17 protein-coding genes are annotated in these 17,367 nt (G+C 54.0%); 10 read left to right on the top strand and 7 right to left on the bottom strand.

Features of this window, described 5'->3' with window-relative positions:
• Positions 1 to 116: 116 nt before the first annotated feature.
• The 5 genes from cobA to ACSPJT_RS00370 all read right to left on the bottom strand — a co-directional run bounded on the left by cobA (position 117) and on the right by ACSPJT_RS00370 (position 5,301).
• Positions 117 to 1,622: a uroporphyrinogen-III C-methyltransferase gene (cobA, locus tag ACSPJT_RS00390; RefSeq protein ID WP_435894395.1), complete on the bottom strand. Its 1,506-nt coding sequence runs from the start codon at positions 1,620 to 1,622 to the stop codon at positions 117 to 119.
• Positions 1,619 to 2,542: a hydroxymethylbilane synthase gene (gene hemC / locus ACSPJT_RS00385; protein WP_435894394.1), complete on the bottom strand. Its 924-nt coding sequence runs from the start codon at positions 2,540 to 2,542 to the stop codon at positions 1,619 to 1,621. Before hemC ends, cobA begins: the two co-directional genes overlap by 4 nt.
• Positions 2,539 to 3,525, bottom strand: coding sequence for a glutamyl-tRNA reductase (gene hemA / locus ACSPJT_RS00380; RefSeq protein WP_435894393.1), 987 nt, complete (start codon positions 3,523 to 3,525; stop codon positions 2,539 to 2,541). The genes hemC and hemA overlap by 4 nt, the downstream gene beginning before the upstream one ends.
• Positions 3,526 to 3,540: 15 nt before the next feature.
• Positions 3,541 to 4,323 (bottom strand): cytochrome c biogenesis protein CcsA, encoded by a 783-nt coding sequence (gene ccsA, locus ACSPJT_RS00375; protein ID WP_435894392.1) that lies wholly within the window; start codon positions 4,321 to 4,323, stop codon positions 3,541 to 3,543.
• A 66-nt stretch (positions 4,324 to 4,389) separates the two neighbouring features.
• Positions 4,390 to 5,301, bottom strand: a complete 912-nt coding sequence (locus tag ACSPJT_RS00370; RefSeq protein WP_435894391.1) for a hypothetical protein — start codon at positions 5,299 to 5,301, stop codon at positions 4,390 to 4,392.
• A 114-nt stretch (positions 5,302 to 5,415) separates the two neighbouring features.
• Between ACSPJT_RS00370 and ACSPJT_RS00365 the strand changes: the two genes are divergently transcribed.
• The 10 genes from ACSPJT_RS00365 to ACSPJT_RS00320 all read left to right on the top strand — a co-directional run bounded on the left by ACSPJT_RS00365 (position 5,416) and on the right by ACSPJT_RS00320 (position 14,475).
• Positions 5,416 to 6,261: an alpha/beta hydrolase gene (locus ACSPJT_RS00365; RefSeq protein WP_435894390.1), complete on the top strand. Its 846-nt coding sequence runs from the start codon at positions 5,416 to 5,418 to the stop codon at positions 6,259 to 6,261.
• A gap of 98 nt (positions 6,262 to 6,359) precedes the next feature.
• A complete protein-coding gene (locus ACSPJT_RS00360) occupies positions 6,360 to 8,702 on the top strand; it encodes a DUF1592 domain-containing protein (protein WP_435894389.1) in 2,343 nt (780 codons plus the stop codon).
• Between the two features lie 47 nt (positions 8,703 to 8,749).
• On the top strand, positions 8,750 to 10,048 hold the full coding sequence (locus ACSPJT_RS00355; protein ID WP_435894388.1) for a DUF1552 domain-containing protein: 1,299 nt from the start codon (positions 8,750 to 8,752) through the stop codon (positions 10,046 to 10,048).
• A 63-nt stretch (positions 10,049 to 10,111) separates the two neighbouring features.
• Positions 10,112 to 10,795: a hypothetical protein gene (locus ACSPJT_RS00350; RefSeq protein WP_435894387.1), complete on the top strand. Its 684-nt coding sequence runs from the start codon at positions 10,112 to 10,114 to the stop codon at positions 10,793 to 10,795.
• Positions 10,796 to 10,849: 54 nt separating this feature from the next.
• Positions 10,850 to 11,257, top strand: a complete 408-nt coding sequence (locus ACSPJT_RS00345; RefSeq protein ID WP_435894386.1) for a DUF2784 domain-containing protein — start codon at positions 10,850 to 10,852, stop codon at positions 11,255 to 11,257.
• A gap of 74 nt (positions 11,258 to 11,331) precedes the next feature.
• Positions 11,332 to 12,351: an NADPH-dependent aldehyde reductase Ahr gene (ahr, locus tag ACSPJT_RS00340; RefSeq protein WP_435894385.1), complete on the top strand. Its 1,020-nt coding sequence runs from the start codon at positions 11,332 to 11,334 to the stop codon at positions 12,349 to 12,351.
• A gap of 61 nt (positions 12,352 to 12,412) precedes the next feature.
• A complete protein-coding gene (locus ACSPJT_RS00335) occupies positions 12,413 to 13,204 on the top strand; it encodes a DUF4239 domain-containing protein (RefSeq protein ID WP_435894384.1) in 792 nt (263 codons plus the stop codon).
• 26 nt (positions 13,205 to 13,230) lie between these two features.
• Positions 13,231 to 13,722, top strand: coding sequence for a lactoylglutathione lyase family protein (locus ACSPJT_RS00330; protein ID WP_435894383.1), 492 nt, complete (start codon positions 13,231 to 13,233; stop codon positions 13,720 to 13,722).
• Between the two features lie 199 nt (positions 13,723 to 13,921).
• Positions 13,922 to 14,116 (top strand): type II toxin-antitoxin system VapB family antitoxin, encoded by a 195-nt coding sequence (locus ACSPJT_RS00325; RefSeq protein WP_435894382.1) that lies wholly within the window; start codon positions 13,922 to 13,924, stop codon positions 14,114 to 14,116.
• A complete protein-coding gene (locus ACSPJT_RS00320; protein ID WP_435894381.1) occupies positions 14,113 to 14,475 on the top strand; it encodes a type II toxin-antitoxin system VapC family toxin in 363 nt (120 codons plus the stop codon). Before ACSPJT_RS00325 ends, ACSPJT_RS00320 begins: the two co-directional genes overlap by 4 nt.
• 54 nt (positions 14,476 to 14,529) lie before the next feature.
• Here ACSPJT_RS00320 and ACSPJT_RS00315 read toward each other — a convergent pair whose 3' ends face one another.
• Positions 14,530 to 15,768 carry a carbohydrate porin gene (locus ACSPJT_RS00315; protein WP_435894380.1) on the bottom strand — a complete coding sequence of 413 codons (1,239 nt, stop codon included), beginning with the start codon at positions 15,766 to 15,768 and terminating at the stop codon, positions 14,530 to 14,532.
• Between the two features lie 79 nt (positions 15,769 to 15,847).
• The gene (locus tag ACSPJT_RS00310) at positions 15,848 to 17,344 is read right to left on the bottom strand and encodes a mannitol dehydrogenase family protein (RefSeq protein ID WP_435894379.1); all 1,497 of its coding nucleotides are present in this window, start codon (positions 17,342 to 17,344) and stop codon (positions 15,848 to 15,850) included.
• Between the last annotated feature and the right edge of the window lie 23 nt (positions 17,345 to 17,367).

Here is a 17,367-nt window from a genome sequence, read left to right as displayed (position 1 = left end):
CGATTTGGAACCACGGAAGAATCGGAATTGACGGAAATTTTTCCTAGGTTGTTTGCTTGGGTTGTGGGCCTAGGTTGCGTGCTTGGGTTGTCCATGGACAGGAATGTCCATGCTCCTTAGCTCAAAGTCTCTACGATGGTTTTTACTAGGCCTTCGATGTTGTGTTCGTTGGATTCTACGATGTTGGTGCGGCCTAGGTCTTTGAGTTTGGCGGTGGTGATTGGGCCGATGCTGGCGGCTTGGCAGCCTTTGGGCCATGGGAGGCCTAGATCGTGGAAATATTGGGCGGTGGAGGAGCTGGTGAAGGTGACCAGGTCGGCGCCGTCGGTTTTGAATCGTTCGGCGGCTCCGGTGGGGTCGCTGGTTTCGGCTTCGATGCCGTAGGCCAGACATTCATCGACGATGGCGCGCTGCTCTTCGAGGCCTTCTCTGAGGACTGGGCGGGCGTTTTCGGGTCGGACCCAGAGCATGGTTTGATTTTCGATGTCGTGCTCGTTTTTGAATGCTTCGATGAGACCTTCGGCGATGTGTTTATCCGGTACGAGATCGGCGGAGAAGCGGTATTGCTCGACGGCTTGCTGGGTGCCGGGGCCGACGACGGCGATTCTAACACCTCCGATACTGCGGGCGTCTTTGTAAACGGAGAAGAAGGCATCGAAGAAGCGGCGCACGCCGTTGGTGCTGCTGAATACCAGCCAATCGTAGGTATGCGCGGCGGTCACCAGCTCTGCGAATTCCTGTTTGTTCTGAGGATCGACGATGCGTAGCACGGGCAGTTCTAACACATCGGCACCAAGTGCGGTGAGTTCGCTGACCAGTCCGCTGGCTTGCTCCTGGCTGCGGGTGACGACGATGCGTTTGCCTTTGAGCGGGCGGTCTTCATACCATTTGATTTTGTCCATTTCTTTGATGATGTTGCCAATGACACCCACGGCGGGGGCCTTGAAGTTTTGTTGTTCCGCGATGTCCGCGATGGTGGCAAGGGTGCCGGTGATGGTTTTTTGCCGACCCGTGGTGGCCCAGCGTGTTAGAGCGATCGGTGTTTCTGGGTCCGCGCCGTTTTCGATGAAGCGGCCGGTGATGTCGCGTAGCCGTGACACGCCCATGAGGAAAATTTTGGCTCCCGGGGTTTTGGCTAACAGCTCGTAGTCCACGGCCCCCTGCCCCTTCCCTTCGGCTTCGTGACCGGAGAAAAGTGTGAGTTGCGCTCCGTAATTACGGTGGGTCAGTGGGATGCCTGCGTAAACCGGACCGGCAAAGGCGGAGGAAATGCCGGGGATGATTTCAAACTTGAGCCCGGCCTCGGCCAGCTCCGCGGCCTCCTCGCCGCCGCGACCGAAAATCATCGGATCGCCGCCTTTCAGCCTGACAACCACCTTGCCCTCGCGGACTTTTTCCACGAGTAGCTGATTGATTTCCTCCTGGCGCATCTTGTGGCAGGCGGCTCGTTTGCCGACGTCGATTTTCTCGCAGTCCTTCTTCGTCCAGGTCAGTAGCTCGGTGCTGCTGAGGGCATCGTAAACCAGCACATCCGCCTCAGCGATGCAGCGCTGCGCCTTGAGCGTGACCAGGCCGGGATCGCCAGGGCCGGCACCTGTGAGGTAGCAAATTCCTTGTTTCATGCGAGTGTTTCGAAAAGTTCGCGGGCCACTTCCTCCGGCTTATCCGCTGGGCCGACCACACTGGACTCGGTGGGATTGTCATCGGTGTTTTCATCAAACACGCGGCCTAACATGTGGAGTTCATTGCCTTGGATATTTGATCTGACTCCGACTGGTGTGTGGCAGCCTGCGTCTAACAATCTGAGGAATTCGCGTTCGGCACGGCAGAGAATCATGGACGGCTGATGGGTGATGGCCTCGGCACAAGTGCGGGCGTCATCGTCGTCTTTCCGGATTTCAAACCCCACAATCCCCTGCCCTGCGGCGGGGTAAAATCTGAGGGTATCCAGTGGCTTCGCAAAGAGGCCGTCAATTTCCTCTCCCAGATCATAGCCGAGCCTAACAAGACCGGCTTCAGCGAGCATGATGGCATCGAGTTCATCGTTGTCGCGCAGCTTCTGCATGCGGGTGGGCACGTTGCCGCGAATATCAACGAGCTTGAGATCAGGTCGCAGCCAGTGGAGCTGACGCTGACGGCGCACGCTGCTGGTGGCGACGGTTGCACCTTGAGGTAATGAGAACAGACCGCCGGGCTGACAACTGATCAAGACATCATTGACCGGAGCTCGCTCGAGTGCGCCTGCGATGGCAAAGTGATCGGCTAACACGGTGGGCACATCCTTCATGCTGTGCACGGCGATATCGATCTCGCCATTTTCCAAGGCCACTTCGAGCTCCTTGATGAATACGCCCTTATCGATCACGCCCTCGACTTTTGCGACTTGGGAAAGTGGCACATCGGTGCGGCGGTCACCTGTGGTGGTGATGACATTGCGGATGATTTCCCGATCAGGAAATACCTCACGCAGAATCGTTTCTGTCATCTCCGCTTGGGCGAGCGCAAGGGCGCTGCCGCGGGTGCCTATAATCAATGGTTTCATGGTTTGATTTCCTCCTGGATCATCTGCTCGCACAAGCGCACCTGCTGGGCACGCGACTCTCTGGCTTCGGAAGCAAGCTGCTGCAGTTTATCAATATCGTAAAGGTATACCTCCTCGATTTCACCCACAGCGGGCTCAATATCACGTGGCACGGCGATATCGATGAGGAAAAGCGGGCGGTATTTCCGTTTCCGGCGCACGGCCTCGATCTGGCTGGCTTTGAGCACTGGCTCGGATGCTCCGGTGGAGGAGACCACCACATCGGCATTCACGAGAGTGTTTTCCCAGCAGTCGAAAGGCACGGCTTCGCCGCCAAGTTCCTCGGCGAGATCGACGGCGCGCTGGTTGGTGCGATTGGTTACAGTGAGATCGGTGGCTCCGCGTGAGAGCATGCTTTTCGCCACCTGGCGGCTCATTTCCCCCGCTCCGATGACCATGACGTGGCAGCCCTTGAGATTGCCGAAAATTTTAGCCGCCAGATCCACGGCGACGCTGCCGACGGATGTCTGCCCCATCTGGATGCGAGTGTGGGTGCGGACGCGTTTGCCTACGGTGAATGATTTCTGGAACAGCTTATTCAGGACGCCCTTGGTAGCGCCCGATTCCAGTGCTTGCTGGTAGGCTTGTTTGACTTGGCCGAAGATCTCGGTTTCTCCGAGCACCATGGAGTCGAGGCCGCAGACGAGTCGGAACAAATGGTTCACCGCCTCATCGCCTGATTTCTGATAGAGGTGCTCCATTTCCACAGCATCGTGGCTGCTGGCGAGATGATCGTTGAGGATCTTGGCTCCGTACTCGGCATCCTCGGTGGCGACGTAGATTTCCATGCGGTTGCAGGTGGAAAGAACGACACTCTCGGCGATGGTGCTGAGCTCGATGATCTCACGTGCTTTCTCGCCTAATTTCTCGGCGTTCACAGCGAAGTGCTCCCTCACCTCGACGGGTGCGGTTTCGTGATTCAGTCCCAGACAAACAAGTTCCATCTATAAAAATTCCACTTACAGCAGCGGAAATATCAACAGTGAGAGTATGAAGAGCGCAACGGCCGCGAGCGCCAGCTTCCGCGCTGGCATGCCCCTCCGCCGCTCGATAATCAGCAGAAGCGCGTAGGCAACCCATTGGCAAAGCGCGACCACGAGGTGCGCTCCCATGCCTTGGGTTTTCTGCATGACCAGGCCACAAATCAGACCCAATGTGAGAATGGCAAAACCAAGCACAAGCAGGCGACGCACCACCCTGCTCAGCTCACGCACGGGTGGGAGGTTTCTGAACAGGCCGTTGTCCATGTTGGCGTCCTTGAGTCGGCGGTTCAGCAGCAGGAACATGAATCCTGCGACTGCGGCCAGGCCTAGTGCTCCGTATGCCAGCACAGAAAATGCCGCGTGCGCCTCACGCCAGCCATCGACCACCAGCACATGTTCCGGATTCGGATCCATCATGCCCGGCACCAGTGCGAGGCCTAGTAAAAAGGCGACCAGTGGAGCGGTGAAAACACCCAGCAAGGAGAGTCGGTAAACCGAGCCCACCGCCATGTAAAACATCGTCAGTGACCACGCCGAGAAGATCAGGATTTCCCCGGTATCTCCGAGCGGACAAGCACCGCGAAGGTCTCCGCGCATGCCCAGAAGAACCAGCTGCGCGATAAACGACAGCAGCATCCAGATCATCGTCCACGGCGAGCGGACACCTCGGCGCACATAGTTCGCTCCCTGAACAGCGGCGGCCGCTGCCAGCAGTGTGGCGATGATGAGCATCCACGTGTCCATGGCGGACATGTCCATGCACCTGCCACGGCATTAATTCAAGCCGATATGCGACAAAGCAGCGTCATTGCCGACAATCCACCGCTATTTCCGGCCCAAGACCTTGGCTGCAGTGGCGGCATCGATCATGAAACGCTCGCTCGAAGTGGATTTAGGTTTCTCCCCCTTTTTGGTTTGGTATTGGAACACTTTCACGGGTTGCACGCCATTGACTTGGGAGAAAACATAGACCCGGAGAGTCAATGGATCATCGCCCTTGTAGTCGGGAAGATCCTTGATGGAGAACCAGATATCGTTCATTCCATCCCGACCGCCACCGATGACGACCTCGGCTTGTTGGGTATCTTGGAAGCGGTGTTTGCTGATATTGTTCACCGAGACCTGCACCTCACGGCCTGGGCAGAATGCGTAGACTTTGGTGATATATTTCGCCGGACGGACGACGATGGGCTGGATGGGTTTCACTCCATCCGGGATGAATGCTTCGCCGTCGACGTAGTCCATTTTTCCTGCCTCGATCTGCTGACGCACCTCCTTCAGACCGCTCAGATTGACAAACTCAGCGTTGTCATATTTCCAGCCTCGTCCTTCGAGGACAAAATTCAGCACCAGCAGGTTATTGGTAGGATTTCCACCTACGCCAAAATCCACTTTGCCAAAATACACCAGCTTCGCGGTCGCGCCTTTGCTACGAGCACGCAGCATCTTCAGACCGGTCAAGGCCGGTGGCGGTGTGGGTGTTTTAAAGATATCGACGGGAAACTGACCTTTCTCGGAGAGGATGCGGTTTTGCAGGGAAATCTTGCGGTGGGATGCGGTCGCCTGTTTCCATGATGCATAATTTTTAGTCATCATGGCATTTCTCCAGTAGAGATAAACATCCTGCAGATTCTTGCCGAGAGCTGCTGCCTGAGTGGCTGCAGGGGTCTGAGCCGAAAGCTGTGGTCCACTTCCGAGGGAAAGCAGGGCGACTGAGGTCAAGAGAATTAATTGCATTCGTTTCACGCTTTCCATTGGACAATAAATCCAGACAAGGGCAAATCTTTTCTTAGCACTCCTTTCCGCCATGACTGAATTGGGCGGTTGATGCGAGTGAAAGCTACGATCGTTATGAACGCCTTGCCCCAGTCTGGAAATTCCACCACCCCTCTGATCGAACAGCGCGAGCGCGAGCTCCTCAAGGATGCGCGTGCACATGTCTATCAAGTAGAAAACGGATACCAGCTGAACGCATATTGTTTCAATCCGCCGAACCATGTGAACGCGGAGCCAAAACCTGCGATCGTCTTTTTCCATGGTGGCCTCTGGGACGTCAGTATGCCGACTCAGTTCGCGCCTCACTGTATGCACTTCGCCAGCCGCGGCATGGTGGCCGTCACCGTGGAATACCGGGTGGGACCAAAACATAACGCCACCCCCGTGGACGCACTTGAAGATGCACAGATGGCGATGCTCTGGATGCGTCACAACCATGCCAGCCTGGGTGTGGACCCTAAGCGCATTGTCGCCGTTGGTGCTGCCTCTGGTGCTCACATGGCTCTCTCACTGGCCATGCAACCGGATGTCATGGAAATCGACGGCTTCAGCCCGCGCCCTCAGGCGGTGATTGCACTCAGTGCTCTGGTCAACACCACACGCAAAGGCATCGAAAGCGAGCGCTTCCCCGATACCAAAACCGCCACCACCCTCAGCCCATCTAACAACGTGCGCAAGGGCTTGGCTCCCAGCCTCTTTCTCCACGGCAAGTCTGACACCATCGTTCCTCACGAGCACGTGGCGAAGTTTACCAAGATGATGAAACGGAAAAAGAACCGCTGCGAACTGATCGATTTCGAAGCGGCCAACCATAGCTTTTTCAACTTCAACGTCAGTGCCACTCACTTTGAGATCACGCTGAATTCCATGGATGCATTTGTTAGCGACCTCGGCTATATTGAGCCGACGGAATACGTATAGCTCCCCCTGAAGCCACTGCTTGGCTTTAGTAGAATATATAAATACCTTTCGTTGAAATGCCCGCGTCACAACCGGCGTATGGGTTTTGAATGATGTTTTTGGCGAAAAGCACCACCTGGCTCAGTATCGCGACGATTGCCCTCGGGGTGACCGCCGGCTGGATGATTTTGCCATTCCTGACGGATCGGCCCGAGGTGGCCGAAAAGGTCGTCGTTCAGCCGAAACCCAACGAAACTGAGCTAATGGCTCAATGGGAAAAAGACATCAAGCCCATGCTCGAGCACTACTGCTACGATTGCCACGGCGATGGCATGAGCAAAGGGAAGCTCGACCTGGACGAATACCCGAACCTCGCCAGTATGAGGAAAGACCCCAAAGTCTGGGAGCATATCATCGCCAGGGTGGATTACCATCTGATGCCACCACCGGAGGAGGAGCAGCCGGAGAAAAAAGAGCGTGAGAAACTGACGGCCTGGATCAACAACGCCGTCTTCCCTGCCGATCAGACGGACCCTGGTCACGTAGTGATGCGGCGCATGAACCGAATCGAGTATCAGAACACCATCGATGATTTGTTAGGCATTGATACTGATCTCATCTCACTCCTTCCGCCCGATGATTCTGGTTACGGTTTTGATAACAACGGCAGCGCTCTGAGCATCTCCCCAGCGCACATTGAGAAGTATTTGCAAGCAGCAGAGAAAGCTCTCGATAAGGCGATCGTCGTCGGACCGATGAAACCGTATCGTATACCTATTACAAACCGCCACATCTCAGGTGACGGCAGAAAAAGTGACAGCGGTATCTATCTCTTCACTCGTGGCACAGCAGCCGTCGCCCCGAAAATTGAAAAGGCTGGGAAATACCGTTTGGTGATCACCGCGTCCGCCAGTCAGGCAGGTCATGAACCAGCTTTCCTTGACGTGCATTATCGGAAAAAACACATCGCTCACTTCGAAGTCAAAAACTCGTTAGGCGATGAAAAAGTCTTCACGACCGAGTTTGAGCTCAAGTCTGGTAAGCATGATATCGGCCTCACCTTCCCTAACGACTTTTACGATCCTAACAGCAAAAATCCACAACGCCGAGACCGCAATCTGATGATCCACCAGATCCGCTTGGAGGGGCCTCTCGGGGTCAAACGCCAGAAGCCCTCCAGTCATCGCCGAATCTTCATCCACCGCAAGGGTGACCAAGACAACCGGTCATATGCCAAAGCCGTGCTCACCCGCTTTGCCAATCGTGCTTTCCGCCGACCGGTATCCGGAGAAGAAATCGACCGCTACCTTGTGTTAGTCGATAAAATTGGCCGAGCTGACAAGTCCTTGGAATCAGGTATCAAGTCGGCCATTTCTGCGATGTTAGTTTCCCCCTCCTTCTTATTCATCGCACCAGATACCGCGATCTCCAAACACTCCGGGAAAACGAGCGCCATCAGTGAACACGCCCTTGCCAGCCGACTCTCCTATTTCCTCTGGAGCACCATGCCGGACGATGAACTGTTAGCTCTAGCAGATACTGGGACACTGCGAAAAAATTTAGACAGTCAGATCACCCGCATGTTGGAGGACAACCGCTCCCGTGAAATGGTCAATCACTTTGCCGGCCAGTGGCTACAGCTTCGCGATCTGGATGCCATCACTCCTGACCAAGAGCATTTCCGAAAGTTCAACCGTGCTCTCGCCGACGATATGCGCACGGAGACCGAGACTCTGGCTAATTACATTTTGCGGGGAAATCGCAGTCTGCTCGACTTCCTTGATGCCGACTACAGCTTTATCAATGAACGTCTCGCAGACCTCTATGAAATCCCGGATGTCAAAGGTCAGAATTTCCGTCGGGTTCAAATCAAAGGCACTCAACGTCGCGGCATTCTCACCCACGCATCCATTCTCACGATCACATCACAACCTAACAGAACGTCACCGGTTCTACGAGGTAAGTTCGTGCTGGAGAACATTCTCGATATCACTCCCCCACCACCGCCACCGAACTTGCCGTCGCTCGAGGAAGCTCACGGCGAGGGTAATAACACGACGGTGCGGGAGCAGCTTGAAATGCACCGTAAGAAAGCAGAATGCGCCGGATGCCATAACCTCATGGATCCGGTCGGCCTCGCTTTTGAAAACTACAATGGCATCGGGCGCTGGAGAGAATTTGATAATGGCCGGACCATCGACGCCTCTGGAAAACTGGTCACAGGTGAAGCTCTGGAAAATGCCGAGTCACTCCGGTTGGTCTTACTCAATGGCAAGCGAGATGAGTTCCTCCGCTGCATCACAATCAAGATGATGACCTACGCTCTCGGGCGAGGAGTTGGACGTCAGGATCGGCTGCACATCGATAAAGTCCTGTCAGAACTCCAGAAAAAAGATTATACTGCCCATACTCTCATCAAAAGCATCATTCACAGCGTGCCATTTCAACGTCAGAGACAATGAGCTGGAACATCGAAACCCGTCATTCGAAATCCTAAATAAAACAAACCATGCAACGCAGAACATTTATCAAAGGACTTGGCGCCACCCTCGCCATCCCACAGTTCGAATCACTTCAGGCAGCCAAAGCAGCCTCGAATGCAGCCCCCGTCCGCATGGCCTTCGTCTACGCACCTAACGGCGTGAACTTGAAACATTGGATGCCTAAAGGGATGGGTGCGAACTACCAAATGGCGGCATCGATGAAACCGCTGGAAAAATTACGCGACAGTTTTCAAATCATCGGCGGCCTCGATCACGATAAAGCCAAACCCAATGGCGACGGTGCTGGCGACCATGCTCGCGCCAATGCCACCTACCTCACTGGCTGTCAGGCGAGGAAAACCGCAGGCGATGACATCCATGTCGGAGTCTCTGTCGATCAGATTGCCGCCCAACAGATCGGCCACCAAACCCGTCTTCCGTCACTGGAATTGAGCACGGATCCTCCTCGGAAATCCGGACGTTGTGACTCCGGTTACTCATGCGCCTACCAGTTCAATCTCTCTTGGCGCAGTGCTAGCACACCGATGCCATCCGAGCGGAATCCGCGCGCTGTCTTCGAGCGCCTTTTCGGCTCAGGCGACTCCAAGGAAGATGCCAAACGCCGAGCACGCCATCAGAGCGTTCTGGATTTTGTGTTAGAAGATGCCAAGCGACTGAATAAAAAAGTCGACGCCTCAGATCGTGCCAAACTCGATGAATACATGACAGCCGTCCGCGAAGTTGAAACGCGCATCAGCAGGCACGAAAACTTCCGCGATCAATTCCCGGATGCCAAAAAACCCAACGGTATCCCTGCAAGTTACCGCGAACACATCCGGCTGATGTACCAGCTGATGAGTCTCGCATTTCAAACCGACTCCACCCGGGTCTGCACATTCCTTCTTGCCCACGATGGTTCTAACCGCTCCTTCAATGAAATCGGTGTCTCCGATGGACACCACTCCATTTCTCACCACAAAGGTAACCGGTCCAACCTCGAAAAGATTGCCAAAATTGATCAGTTCTATCTGGAAGAATATGCCCGCTTCCTCGCCGGTCTCAAAGGAATCAAAGAAGGCAATGGCAACTTGTTAGACAACACTATGATTGTCTACGGTTCAGGCATTGGTGATGGCAACCGCCACAACCATACTGATCTCCCTCTCATCCTAGCAGGTAAAGGTGGCGGAACATTGAACCCCGGCCGCCATCATCGGGCAAAGGAAGGCACCCCAATGACCAACCTCTACCTCGCCATGTTAGAACGCATGAACGTCAAGGCGCGCAGAGTTGGTGACTCCAGTGGCGTGCTGGCGAACGTCTAACGGACGGCAAACTGCCCATCTCGCCGATTTCTCCCTGTGTGCACATCACAGCCTTTGCCAACCATGAAATTCATCGGCCTTCTATTCCTCTGCGTTATAACGGGCACTCAGCCCGCCGCGGCTATCTATTCACAATTTGTGATCATGACGCCGGATGCTGGGAGAGCTCAGGCAGATTTCCAACCTTGGCTATACAGTGATAAGAAACAACCGGAGATCGTCACCGTCGTTGTTCCGTTCCACAAGGGAATGAAAAAATACTGGCTCATCACCGCATCCCACGCACTCAAGGATGATCAGCTGGATTTCAGGCCCTTGATCACAGCGAGCTACAAGCCCATTCCTAAGTATATCACCAGCATCATTCCTCTCAGCCCACCGCTGGACGATCTTGGCCAGCCACAGACTGCTGGCTTCATCATTATCAAAATACGTAAAGACGATTTGGCAAGACACTACATCCATCACGATTTTGCGGTAGGAGTAGATGACGGAGGATACTATCGCACCTACAACCTTTCGTCATACCCGATCGGAAAGCAGTTCGATGGCGTTCGTGATCGAGGAATGGAATTGTCCAGAGCCAAGCGTCAGGACGAAGTTCAAAAGTTGAAACGCAATCACGAGGCATCCATCGAGTTTAACAAGGCGTTGCGAGAAAAACAAAAGCGTGCACAAGATGCCACCAAGCAACCCGCCCCTGACCTGCAAGTCTCACCTGACGGCGGGCAAAGCGCCAAGCCCTGAGTCAACGAAAAGACCTTGGCCACGGGATTTCGGGCTCAATAGCTCTGCTAACAAATGGACTCCGCTACCTACCGAATTTTGGCCGATATCGTGTTGATCACGCACGTTGCCTTCGTCCTATTTGTCGTCTTTGGGTTGATTATGATTCTTTTAGGTGGGGTCTCAGGTTGGCGGTGGATTCGTAATCCATGGTTCCGCTACGCACATCTAGCAGCGATCGGTTTGGTGGTGGTTCAGGTGTGGATGGGCATCATCTGCCCGCTCACCACATTAGAGATGCACCTGCGTGAGCAAGCTGGGGACTTGACGTACAAGGGAACATTCATTGCCCACTGGCTTCACAAAGTGCTATTCTACCAAGTTCCGGATTGGGTGTTCGTCGTCGGATACACTTTGTTTGGATTGGCTGTTGTCTTGAGCTGGGTGAAGTTCCGCCCGCGTCGATTCGGCTCAAGGGACTAACAGACTGCCTACCCTATTTAGACAGGATTCTTTTTTGCGTTCTCAATGATGCTCGTCTATTAAAGATGATCACTATGAGTAAAACCACAAAGATCAACGCCTACGCCGCCCTTGAAGCCGGTGGAAAATTAGAACCATACAGCTACGAAGTTTCAGAACTCGGAGCTGACGAAGTCGAAATCGACGTCCTCCACTGCGGTATCTGCCATAGCGATGTCAGCATGATCGAGAATGAGTGGGGGCTGTCTAAATACCCTCTGGTCGGCGGCCATGAAGTCGTAGGAAAAGTATCGGCCACCGGTAGCAATGTGCAGGATTTGGAAACAGGCACTGTGGTCGGTGTCGGCTGGCACAGTGGCTATTGTGGCCACTGCCACCCGTGTAAAAATGGCGACCAAAACCTCTGTGCCGATGCCCAGGGAACCATCATCGAGCACCACGGTGGTTTCGCCGATAAAGTGAGGGCAGACGCGACCAGTGTGGTCGTCATCCCCGAGGGCATGGATTTGGAATCCACCGGTCCCCTGCTCTGTGCCGGCATCACCGTTTTCAATCCTCTGGTGCAGTTCGATGTCAAATCCACCGACAAAGTCGCCGTCATTGGCATCGGCGGACTCGGCCATATCGCGTTGCAGTTTCTCAATGCCTGGGGCTGCGAAGTCACCGCCTTTACTTCCAGTGAGTCGAAGAAAAAAGAAGCTCTGGAACTCGGCGCGCACAAAACTCTCAATTCACGCGATGAAAAAGAGATCGAAGCCGCAGAGGGCTCCTTTGATTTTATCATCTCCACTGTGAACGTGAAACTCGATTGGAACACCTACGTCAGCACCCTCAAACCCAAGGGCCGACTCCACTTCGTAGGTGCCACCCTGGAGCCACTGGACCTCGCCGTCTTCCCCCTCATCAGCGGCCAGCGATCCATCTCCGGCTCGCCTGTCGGAAGCCCCGCCACCATCGAGAGCATGCTGGAATTTGCCAAACTGCACGACATCAAACCCATGGTGGAAAGCTATCCGATGGACAAAATCAACGAGGCCCTCGAGCACATGAAATCCGGTGAGGCCAGATACCGCGTGGTCCTGTCGAATAGCTGATTGACAGTTCACGTTAGAAGCTGCGTCATTGGCGAGAAAGCGTCACCTCTCATTAGAAAGCATGAAAGCCAAACCCACAGGAACCTCACTGATCCCCATTCTGCTGACAGGCCTTGTCACTGCCGGTCTGACATGGCTCGCGCGACATTACCTTCAATACGAAGACATGGAAAACGACGTCGGTGTGTGGGGCGGATACTTCACCGTGTTTGGTGTCATCTACGCGATCGTTGCCGGTTTTCTGCTCGTCGAAGTTCTCGGTCGCTACGGCTCACTCTCTAACACCATTGAAGCGGAGCTGAACGCGATCGAGAGCCTGCGTGACTACCTCGTCTATCTCGGCGATGAGGGAAAAAGCTCCCACTCCTGCATCCGCGAGGCTTTGATCGATTATCTCAAGTCCGTGCGCGACGAGGAATGGGCGGCCATGGGCAGTGAGGAGGGCATGGTGGATTCGGACACCTCGGACGAGCTCTATGCCATCATGCGCTCGATCAAAAACAGCATCGAGCCATCGCATACAGACGGCGTCGTTTATGCCGCCCTGATTGACCAATCCTCTGAAATCGCGGTCCAAAGAACCCTGCGGATCTCCTTGGCCAATCAAAAGCTTCCGCTGAGACTCAGAATCTTACTTATTTTCATGGGTGTGGTACTTTCGGCCGGCTTCTTGCTGATGCCAGTGATGAACCTTTACGTGCACCTGCTGATGACCACCACCCTCGCCATGGCCATCCACCTCCTGAGCCAAATCATCGATGACCTCGACCACCCATTCCACGGCGTCTGGAACCTCGACAGAACTGCACTAGAGCAGCTCATCGCCCGATTCGAATCCAACCAACCGAACTAACAACTCACTAACACAAACCAACAATAATGACCTATCCAAAAACATTCTCCCACATCGGAATCTCCGTGCCAGACCTCGACCAAGCCGTCGCCTTTTATGAAGAGGTCATGGGCTGGTACACCATCATGAAACCCACCGTGGTGAAGGAGGAATCCGATACGGCGATTGGCAAGATGTGCATTGATGTCTTCGGCACCGGCTGGGGTTCGTTCCGAATCGCCCACGTCTCCACCGGAGATAAAATCGGCATCGAGATGTTCGAGTTCAAGAACAACGAAAAGCCAGCCGAGTTCGAATACTGGAAAACCGGCACCTTCCACTTCTGCGTGCAGGACCCTAACATCGAGGAACTGGTGGAAAAAATCATCGCCCACGGCGGCAAGCAACGCATGCCGATCCGAGAATACTACCCAGACGAAAAACCCTTCAAAATGGTCTACGTCGAAGACCCCTTCGGCCTAGTATTCGAAATCTACACCCACAGCTACGAGCTGACCTACTCGCAGGGGGCTTACTAACAGATAACAAAAGAGCCGCAGGATCTCCTGCGGCTCTTTCGTGTTAAGTTGTCGACCCGTCAGACGCTTCAGCCAGCGGTTCAGGTGCCTATTTTCAATAGTCAGCGCAGCATACATAGAGTCTCTTTCGCAAATGCTGTATGTCAGCCCTTCGCCACATTCTTGACTTACACCATTTTTGATGCATATTAGCATCATTATGCGCACCACTTTAACCATCGACACGCCTCTATTTGAAGAGGCTAGTAAGCTCACAGGCATCAGTGAAAAAGGCAAACTGATCCGTGAGGCGCTTAATGCTCTCATCGCTAGAGAAAGCGGCAAGAGGCTCGCTAAGTTGGGCGGAACAGCACCGGATATGAAATCGATCCCTCGTCGCCGATCGAAGCCATGATCATCGCCGATACTTCAATCTGGATTCACCATTTCAGAAAGAGCAACGCACAATTTTGCCAGCTTCTTTCCGGAGGTCAGATTGCAATGCATCCGTTCATCCTCGGTGAACTCTCATGTGGCAATCTTCCTGCCAGAACTTCAACACTGAAGGATCTTGATTCTCTTCCCGTTGCTGCCGCTTGCCTTGAACGAGAAGTTAGGGAACTCATCGAGTCTCGCCAATTGATGGGCAGAGGCATTGGTTACATTGATGCGCATTTGCTGGCCTCCTCTCTTATTTCGGATTTCCAACTCTGGACGCGTGATAAACGACTCCATGAGACAGCTGTCATGTTAGGCTGCTCATACGTCTCGTAAAACAGAAAGAACCGCAGGGTAATCCCTGCGGCTCTAAATGATGCTATGTGTGATTTAGAACTTGAGTCCAAACCATGCACCTAGCACCACAGCATCGTCCACGTTACCAGTTCCCCCCGGATTCTGGATATACTGAACGGATGGCTGAATGTAACAGGATGGTGTGAGCTGGAAGCGGTGTCCGACTTCGTAAACCATCTCGTGGGTGACGTTCTCGCCGATGGACGCACCATATTCATCGCTGAGCTGGCCATAGGTGACGAAGGCAAAGGTGTGGTCTTCTTCACATCCGGGCAGCATGCCTTTGTAGTTCAGGCCGGCACTGATCTGGAGTGGGGTTTTGGCCACTTTGTCCTCGTCTGAGTAACTGGCTACACCGAAGACTTTCAGACCGTCTGCCACTTCTACTTCTGCGTGAGCGTAGGCGCGGAACAGGAAGTCGGTGGTTCCGCCGTTGAAGTTATTGAAGTCGCGGAAGGAATTGATTGCACCCACGAAGATGCGGGCGTCACGACCGCAGATCTGCGGTGTCCAATCGTATTGCAGGAGGACGGAAACTCCGTCTTCATCGCGAAAGCTGAAATCCGTGCCGTGATTGGTGAAGTCCCACTGGTCCGGGCCAGTCTGATAGACACCTAGCTGGAACTGGTGCTCATCGTTGTGGTTGTATTTCAAGCGACCACCCCAGACGGCGTATGGGAAAGAGGTGATGGAGTTCTCTAACAATGTGGCACGGATTGGTCCATTGATCGCGGTGCTAAGGGAGTAACCGTAGAGCGAGGATTTGGCAAAATCAGTGTCTGCGGAGACACGACCGAGTTTCAACGACCACTGCTCACTGAACTTCTTCTCAAGGAAAAGCTGATAGAGGTAAGTTACCTGACCACCGTAGATAGTCATTGGATCATAGATGCCCCCTACGGAACTGCTGATGGTATTTCCGTGACGATTCACCGTCGAAATTTTCATCGTAGTCCCCTCCCAGCCTAGCAGATTTTCAAGATCGAGATCCACGCCTGCGTAGACCTGACCGGCGAATTGTTGATCTTTTTGAATGCCGCCTGACACATTCGCTCCGAAGATTGCATCATAGTAGAGGAATGGAGTGATGCCCTTGTCGATGAGGTCGGGACGGAGCCCTCCCCAGTCGCCAGTGAGGTAGTCACCGGAGTTAAAGCCATCGATCTCGGTGGTGGCTGCGCTAGTCGTCAGTGGAGCGGCTAAAGGTGTTGTCTCGTCAGCCACGGCGATGCCCGTGAGCGCCATCATGACAGATACTCTTAGTTTTTTCATGGTTCGTTGTGTGTTGGTTTGTCGGTTTTTGAATCATTTTGGGCACAGTGGTGCCAGGGATGTCGTGAACTGTTGTTGTTTACTCCCGCCCGAAAAGCAGCGCCTGCATCAGCTGGGCGACATCGGGGTTTTCATACAGCTCCTTCACCACGCGTTCGTATTCGGCGGTGAAAATCTTATTGCGTGCGAGATCTCCGAAGACAGGTTTGAGCTTGAGAAATGACAGACTGTCCTGCTTGGTTCCGGCGGCGGCTTTGTGCAGTTCCGCTTTCATCTCATCGGTGATTTCCAGCTTGTGGCCGTCCTTGCTAACGCCCTTGTCCGAGTAATAACACCAGGCGACGATGACTAAGGTGGCGTATTCGATGCTGCCGCCCTGCTCCAGGTTTTCCGTGATGGTGGGGATCAGGAACTTGGGTAGCTTCGATGAACTTTCCAGGCAGATGCGCGCCAGGTTATCTTTGATGTTAGGATTCCCAAAGCGATCGATCAACGAGTCCTTGTATTCATCAAGATCTATCCCCTCCACCGTGCCTAACACTGGAGTCGCTTCGAAATCCATGAAGCGGCGTAGATAGGTGGCAAACAATGGGTCGGAAACACATTCATCGATCGTTCCGTAGCCATGAACCGATCCTAACAGCCCCAGAACCGAGTGACCGGCATTGAGCAGACGGATTTTCATTTTTTCATAGGGTGTGACGTCGGGCACAAATTGCGCCCCCACCTTTTCCCACTCAGGTCGATCGTCTGAGAACCTGTCCTCGATCACCCACTGGCAGAATGGTTCACAAGTCACGGGCCATTCGTCTTTGATTCCGATCTCGTGTTCGAGGTATTCAATGTCCGCCGGAGTGGTCACTGGTGTGATTCGATCGACCATGGCGTTGGGAAACTGCACATTCTGTTCAATCCAGTCCGCCAGATCGGGGTCCTGTTTTCCCACAAAGGAGAGCAGCATCTTCCGGGTCATGTCGCCGTTGTGCTGGATGTTATCACAGGACTGCACGGTGAATGCCGGACCGCCTGCAGCGCGACGTCTTCTCAGCGCTTCGGTGAGGTAGCCGAAGACCGTTCTGGGGCTGAGAGGGTTGGCCAGATCGTGTTTCACATCCGGATTTTTGAAATCGAACTGACCGGTGGAGGGGTTGAAATTATAACCTCCCTCGGTGATGGTGAGTGAAACAATCTTGGTGGTCTCGCTCGCCATCTTGTCGATCACGGCACCAGGGTCATCGCAGCCTAACATGAAGTCTGTCAACGAACCGATCACTCGGTTTTCGATTTTCCCGTCAGGATGCTTCACAATCAGGGTGTAGAGATAGTCCTGGCGTTTCAGAATATCGGCGATCTTTCGGTCGGCATCACGCAGGCCCACGCCGCAGATGCCCCAATGCGTTTGACCGGTCTGCTGCATGAGTTCATCTGTGTAGTAAGCTTCGTGAGAACGGTGGAAGCCCCCCACGCCGATATGCACGATGCCGGCAGTGAGCGTGCTCCTGTCGTAGGTAGGCAGCGTGAGCGATTCAGGTAAGCGCGAAAGGTTGCGCTGATTGAGACGGATCGGTTCTTTCATGGTTCTAAATGTTAGGTTGAGGG

The organism is Oceaniferula spumae, assembly GCF_042849255.1.
Lineage (GTDB): Bacteria > Verrucomicrobiota > Verrucomicrobiia > Verrucomicrobiales > Akkermansiaceae > Oceaniferula > Oceaniferula spumae.
This window is presented reverse-complemented; position numbering and strand designations above follow the sequence as displayed.